Raw genomic sequence first — 6,355 nt, forward strand, 5'->3', positions numbered from 1 at the left:
GTGATGGCGAGTGGTTCGATGTCCGCGCCGATGACCACCAGCTCGCCGCGGTGGGCCAGGCCGTCCACGGTGGCCGTGATGGCCTCGGAGTTCCCGGCCGTGGCCAGGACGACCTTGGCGCCGCCGAGGGACTGCAGCGCCTCGGCGACCGGGGTGCCGGAGGTGCTGTCGACGTAGTGGTGGGCGCCGAGTTGCTTGGCGAAGTCCGCCTTCTCGGGGCCACGGGCGATCGCGACAGCCTCGAAGCCCATCGCGACCGCGTACTGCACTCCGAGGTGGCCGAGGCCGCCGATGCCGAGCACGGCCACCACGTCCCCGGGCCGGGCGGAGCTGCGTCGCAGCCCGTTGAAGACGGTCACGCCCGCGCAGGCCATCGGCCCGGCGTCGCTCGCGGACAGCCCGTCGGGGATGCGGGCCAGGGCGTNNACGGCCACCCGGTCGCCGACCCGCCATCCGCGCTCGTGTGTCCCCTGGCCCAGCTCCTCCACGTGCCCGGCGATCTCGTGCCCGGGTACCTCCGGGAACGTCACGCCCGGTAGCCCGGCGCTCACGAAGAGGGCGTCGCTGTGGCAGATGCCGCACGCCTCGACGGCGATCCGCACCTCGCCGGGCCCGGGCTGTGGCACCTCCCGCTCGGCCAGCTCGAACGTGCCGTTCGGGGCGGTCACCTGCGCGACTCGATAGGTACTCATGCGTATCTCCGGAGAACGGGTACGAAAGCCCCCCGGTCCAGCAGACCAGCTCCGGGCCCATCGCGCGCGCCGAACGGTACGAACCCTGCGGTCACACCACCCGTGACCTGGGGAAATCTGACCTGGCGGGACCGAGCCGGGGCCGATCAGCCGGCCTCCGGACGCCAGTCCTCGGGACGCCAGCCCTGTGGCCGCAGGATGCCCAGCAGCTGGCGGACGAGTTCGTCGACGACCTCGTCCAGGTTCGCGTCCACCCAGCCGGCGCTCCAGTCGTGCAGCAGACCGTTGACGCTGCCGATGAAGGCCGTGGCCGCGAGGCGGTAGTCGCGCGGCGCCGCCTCCCCACGGGCCACCGCCGCGTCCGCCTCGGAGCGGATCAGGTCGACCCAGCGGGCCCGGCGGGCGAGCCGCTGCTCCTCCAGCCGGGGGCTGACGCCGATGATCTCCACGAAGGCGATGCGGATGCGGCGCGGGTCGGAGGTGACGTCGCGGGCGTAGGCGCGGAACAGCACCGCGACCCGTTCGGCCAGTGGCAGCCCCTCGGCCGCCGCGAGCGCGTCCAGCACCGCCTGCTCCGCCCAGCCGTTGACCTCCAGGTGCAGCGCGGCGAGGACGTCCTCCAGGGTGCGGAACTCCTCGTAGAACTGGCGGGTGGACAGGCCCGCGGCCTGGCTCAGTGCCGCGACCGTCGTGGCGCGGAAGCCCGGGCTGTCGCCGAACGACTGCAGCGCCGCGTCCAGGAACCGGCGGCGGCGCTCGGCCTGCCGTTCCTCCGCGGACCTGCCGCCGTAGCGGCCCGTCGGCGCCCTGAGCCTCCCCGTCACGCTTCCCCCTCCGTCACCCACCGGCAGCCCAATCTTGTCGTGCACACATCTTGTCGAGAAGGGCACCCCCTCCTTACTTTTCAGTAAGTTCACTGTGAATCCGCCCGTGTTCAGATTTCCCCGAGGAAAGAGAGCAGTCATGCCTGCCTCCAGAACCAGGCACCTTTGCTCCGTGGCCGCCGCCCTCGTCCTGACCGTCGCCGGCCCGGCGACCGCCGCCTCCGCCGCCTCGTCCGCCGCCCCGGACCTGCGCGAGGTGCTGTTCGTGGGCAACAACTGGGACGGCACCGCCGATGTCATCAAGTCCTCCGGCGACTTCGCGAAGGTCGGCCGGATCAACGTCATCCCGGACAAGGACCAGCGGATGGCGGAGATCAACGCGGACCCCATCAAGTGGATCTACTTCATGGCGATCCGCAACAGCGTCGGCGAGGGCCACGACCAGTTCGCCGACGACATGTACTCCACCCCGGACGGCAAGTCGGTCGTGGTCTCCCGCCCGAGCTTCGCGGACGTCGTCTCGATCGACCTGGCGACCGACAAGGTCAACTGGCGTTTCCCGGTGTCCGGTTACCGCGCCGACCACATGGCGGTCTCGCCGGACGGCACCCGGGTGGCGGTCTCCGCCTCGACCGCTAACACCGTGCACGTGCTGGACATCAACACCGGTAAGCAGCTGGGCTCGTTCGCGACCGGTGACAAGCCGCACGAGAACATCTTCACCAAGGACGGCAAGTACATCTGGAACATGGCCATCGGGGACGTCAACACCGCCCTGGACGACCCGGCCTGGGACTGGACGAAGGGCGACCGGCACATCACGGTCGTGGACGCGACCACGTACAAGCAGGTCAAGGTCATCGACATGCGCCAGCGGCTGGACGCGATCGGGCTGAAGGACTTCTCCGACGCCGTACGGCCGGCCGTCTTCTCCCCCGACGAGTCGAAGCTGTACTTCCAGGTGTCCTTCTTCAACGGGTTCCTGGAGTACGACGTCGCCGCCGACAAGATCACCCGGGTGAAGACGCTGCCGAAGAACCCGGCGACCAGCGAGGACCGCACCACCTGGGTCAACGACTCGCGCCACCACGGCATTTCGATGAGCCCCGACGGCACCAAGCTGTGTGTCGCGGGCACCATGGACGACTACGCCACGGTGGTGGACCGGGCCACCCTCCAGGAGGGCCCGCTGGTCACGACGTCCAAGCCGTACTGGGCCACGGTCAGCGGTGACGGCAAGGACTGCATCGTCTCCGAGAGCGGCGCCGACCAGGTGACGGCGATCGACTTCGCCACGGGCAAGAAGGTGACGTCGATCCCGGTCGGCGACCATCCGCAGCGCGTCCGGCTGGGGCATGTGCAGGCCGACTGGACGGGCCCGAGCGGGAGTTGAGCGACTGTCGTACGGCCTCCGGGTTGCCCCACTCGCCCCGGAGGCCGTGCTGCTGTCAGAAGCGAGCCGCCGCCCAGGAGGCCAGCTCGGACCTGGCGGCGCTCAGCAGGTCCGATGAGGGCGCCGTGGCCCCGTTGGCCACCAGGGCGTAGTGCAGGACGCCGGAGTCCGTGTCGGTGAGCAGCAGCCGGCGGCTGCCGGTGCCGCCGGGCTCGGGGGCCACGCCGACCGGGGTCGAGGCGGTGTAGGCGGGCGGTGCGTAGACCGTGCCCAGGTCGGAGACGACGGTGGTCGCCGAGCCGGGGAAGGACGCCGGCAGGTGCAGCTCGGTCGGGGCGGTGCCGCTCCCTGAGCGCCACACCAGCAGCCCGTACTGGCCCGAGCCCACCAGCCGTGCCACGTTCGGCAGCGAACTCGGCACCGGGTTCCAGGTCAGGGTGGTCGAGCCGTCCCGGGAGCGGTCCTCGTAGGTGAAGGCGAGGGTCGAGCCGGCGGTGGCGCTCGGGTAGACGCGGTCGAGCAGCCGGGCGTCCTGACGGAGGGTCACGTTCCCGGAGTCGTCGAGTTTCACGGCGGAGAGGTCCTCGTCGTTCCAGGCGTCGCCGGAGGTGAGGACCTTGTCGGAGTTGCCGTTCATCAGCTCGTGGTGGCGGCCGTTGTAGAGGTCCCACTGCCACTGCGAGCCGGACAGCACCGGGCCGGAGGCGGCCGGGTTGGTCCACCAACTCGCCCCGGGGACACGGGAGTCGAGCGCCTGGTACATCGCCTTGAGCACGGTGGGCGCCTTGTCGGACACCGTGCCGGACAGCGGGTGCCCGAACTCGCTGACCACGGCCGCGGTCCCGGCGGTCGAGGCGCGGTCGCGGATCGCGGCGAAGTCGGAGGTGTACTGGCCGTCGGCCGCCTTGCCCCACATCAGGATGCCGGAGATGGCCTTCTGGTCGTAGAAGTGGGTGTTGAAGACGTAGCGCGGGCCGAGCGTGCCCGCCTCCAGCAGTCCGCCCTCCTGCTTCTGGGTGGAGATGTTCGCGTTCCAGAAGAGGTTGGGCTCGACGAAGGCGGGCTTGTCCTGCCAGCCGGCGGCGTCCATGCGGGCACGGAACTTCACGTAGAACGGCCAGAGCAGGTCGCGTTCCCAGGTGCGTGAGGTCTGCCCGGAGTCGTAGCTGCCCGCGTACGGCTCGTTGTAGGGGTCGAAGCCGACGATGTCCGCGAACTCGCCGTCGGTGAGGTGCTGTTGGAGGTACGTCATGGCCGTCTGGGCCGTCGCCAGGAAGGAGTCCTGCAGGCCGTAGGCGTTGTGCCAGAAGTCGTACTGCGCCTTCTGCACGGCCGTGTTCTGGGTGATGTTCTGGCCCCAGAAGAGGCAGATGCCGCAGGACTCCTTGGGATAACCTCCGGCGTCCACCGCCCACTTGGGGGCGCCGTCGCCGGTGTACCAGCTGCCGGTGTTGAACAGGTAGCGGGAGTAGAGGTCCTGGTGGAAGTCGGGGTAGACCCGGATGCCCGCGTCCAGGAAGGCGCGCATCTGCTCGGTGACCGCGGCCAGGTAGGCGGTGTCCACCTGGCCGCGCGCGGGTTCGGCGTGCGCCCAGGAGAGCAGGAAGCGGACCGCGTTGCCGCCGCCGAGGGCGCGCAGCGCGGTCGCGGACTTCCGGGCGTCGGCGGCCGAGGCGAAGGGCAGGCCGCCGTTCTCCTCCAGTTTGGTCTCGCCGGAGACGTTGTAGCCGCGCAACACGATCTCGCGGCCCTGGCCGTCGGTGAAGCGGCCGTTCTGGACGGTGAGTGGGGTGCCGTCGAACCAGAGGGAATCGGCGGGGACGGCGGGGGTGGCGGCGGTGGCGGGCGGGGCACCCGCCACCGTCAGAAGTCCGCTGAGGACGACCAGGACAAGAAACAGACGCGCCCTGATGGTGGACATGTACACCACAGTCCGGGGATGTCGGGACAGCGTCAATACTACTGACTCAGAAGTAAGTTGACTCTCAGTCAGCCCAGCTGCCTCAGTCGCCGACCCGGCGGGTGACGTTCAGCAGGTACTCCTTCCGGTTGAGCGGGTTGTGGTCGGTGCGCGGGCGTTCGGGCAGCGGGCCGCGGGTGACCGGTGCGTAGTGGTCGAAGGAGGTCTCCAGCTCGCCCTCGCCCCGGGTCAGTCCCGGCAGCCGCTGCTCCAGCTCATGGATCCGGGCGGCGGGTACGGCACCCTCCAGGACACCTTCCCTGCCGTGTGCCCCGGTGCTCTCCGGTACCGCCCCCAGCCGGGCCAGCACCGGGAGCAGGGCGCCCAGCGTGTCCGCCGGGGCCTCGATGCGGAAGCGGTGCATCGGCTCGTGCACCAGGGTGCCCGCCCGGCGCAGCGCCTCGATCAGGATGAGCGGGGTCAGGCCGCGGAAGTCGTAGCCGGTGCTCGACATGCTCTTGTCGAAACCCTGGTGGGCGTGGCTCTGCCGGGGCGAGTAGCCGGAGTGGGTCATGGTGACCGTGCAGTCGGGGATCCGCCAGCCGTGCGGCCCCTGGCCGAGCGTCTCGCGGACGGTGTCCTCGACGGCCTTGAAGAAGGCGTACGGCATGGAGCCCAGCTCCACCTCCAGCCGGAACCGCACGCCCGCGCCGGGCGGGGCGGGGTCGACGCGCAGGCCGACGGTGGCGAGGAAGGGGTTGGGATCCCTCTTGTTGAACTCCACGGCCTGCCCGGTGCCGACCAGCCGCTCGATGCACAGGGTGGTGGTCTCCCGGAAGGCGACGGCCAGGCCGTACTCGTCGGCGAGGGTGACCTGGATGACCTCCTTCTGCACCTCGCCGTAGAGGGAGACCGAGGTCTCCCCCCGCAGCTCGTCGTGGCTGACGCCGATGAGCGGGTCCTGTTCGGCCAGCTGGGTGAGCGCGAGGTGCAGGGACCGCCGGTCGGTGCCGGGCCCCGGGACGACGACGGTCTCCAGGGTGGGCGGCGCGAAGTGGTGCTCGTACACCCGCCCCGGCACCCCGAGCGCATCGCCGATCCGGATGCCACCGAGTCCCCACACCTTGGCGATCCGTCCAGCACCTACGCGGTCCTGTCGGGTGTCGGTGCCCCGCTCGAAGACGGCGAGCCCGGTGATCCTGGCTTCCTGACGAGCGGCCCTGCCCTCGTGGCGCACGGCCCTGTCCTCGCGGCGAGCGCCCCTGCCCTCCTGGCGACCGGCCCTGCCCTCGCGACGCCCGGTGTTGCCCTTCCGGCGGCTGACTTTGCTTTCCTCGCCTTCCTCGCGGCGGGCCTTGCCCTCCTGGCGACCGCTCTTGCTCCCCTTGCGGACGCTCCCGGGCTCGCTGTGGGCAGGCTCGTGCTCCTCGTCGGCAGCCCTGCCCACCGCGCGACCGGCCTTGCCGTCTTCGCGGACGACCCCACGCTCATCGTGGACGAGCTCACGCTCCCCTCGGGGAGCCCCGCGCTCCCGATGGGCAGCCCC

At 70.7% G+C, this 6,355-nt stretch carries 4 protein-coding genes and 2 pseudogenes; 1 reads left to right on the forward strand and 5 read right to left on the reverse strand.

All coding sequences use genetic code 11. The annotated features are described in order from the left end of the window. The 3 genes and pseudogenes from BEK98_RS50525 to BEK98_RS44670 all read right to left on the reverse strand — a co-directional run. The coding region (locus BEK98_RS50525) for a zinc-binding dehydrogenase (protein WP_244202255.1) at window positions 1–424 on the reverse strand (424 nt) is incomplete at both ends. 2 nt (window positions 425–426) lie between these two features. Further along, window positions 427–692 (reverse strand): annotated as a pseudogene (locus tag BEK98_RS50530) (alcohol dehydrogenase catalytic domain-containing protein); the annotation flags it as partial. A gap of 146 nt (window positions 693–838) precedes the next feature. Continuing rightward, on the reverse strand, window positions 839–1,516 hold the full coding sequence (locus tag BEK98_RS44670) for a TetR/AcrR family transcriptional regulator (RefSeq protein ID WP_094222576.1): 678 nt from the start codon (window positions 1,514–1,516) through the stop codon (window positions 839–841). Window positions 1,517–1,655: 139 nt separating this feature from the next. Here BEK98_RS44670 and BEK98_RS44675 point away from each other — a divergent pair, with 139 nt between their 5' ends. Then, window positions 1,656–2,909, forward strand: a complete 1,254-nt coding sequence (locus BEK98_RS44675) for a YncE family protein (RefSeq protein ID WP_094222577.1) — start codon at window positions 1,656–1,658, stop codon at window positions 2,907–2,909. Window positions 2,910–2,964: 55 nt separating this feature from the next. Here BEK98_RS44675 and BEK98_RS44680 read toward each other — a convergent pair whose 3' ends face one another. Together BEK98_RS44680 and BEK98_RS44685 are read right to left on the reverse strand one after the other, a co-directional pair. After that, window positions 2,965–4,830: a cellulase family glycosylhydrolase gene (locus tag BEK98_RS44680; RefSeq protein ID WP_094222578.1), complete on the reverse strand. Its 1,866-nt coding sequence runs from the start codon at window positions 4,828–4,830 to the stop codon at window positions 2,965–2,967. Window positions 4,831–4,912: 82 nt separating this feature from the next. Continuing rightward, window positions 4,913–6,355, reverse strand: a pseudogene (locus BEK98_RS44685) (hypothetical protein); the annotation flags it as partial.

Origin of the sequence: Streptomyces diastatochromogenes, assembly GCF_002242805.1 — a bacterium.
GTDB classification, from domain to species: domain Bacteria; phylum Actinomycetota; class Actinomycetes; order Streptomycetales; family Streptomycetaceae; genus Streptomyces; species Streptomyces diastatochromogenes.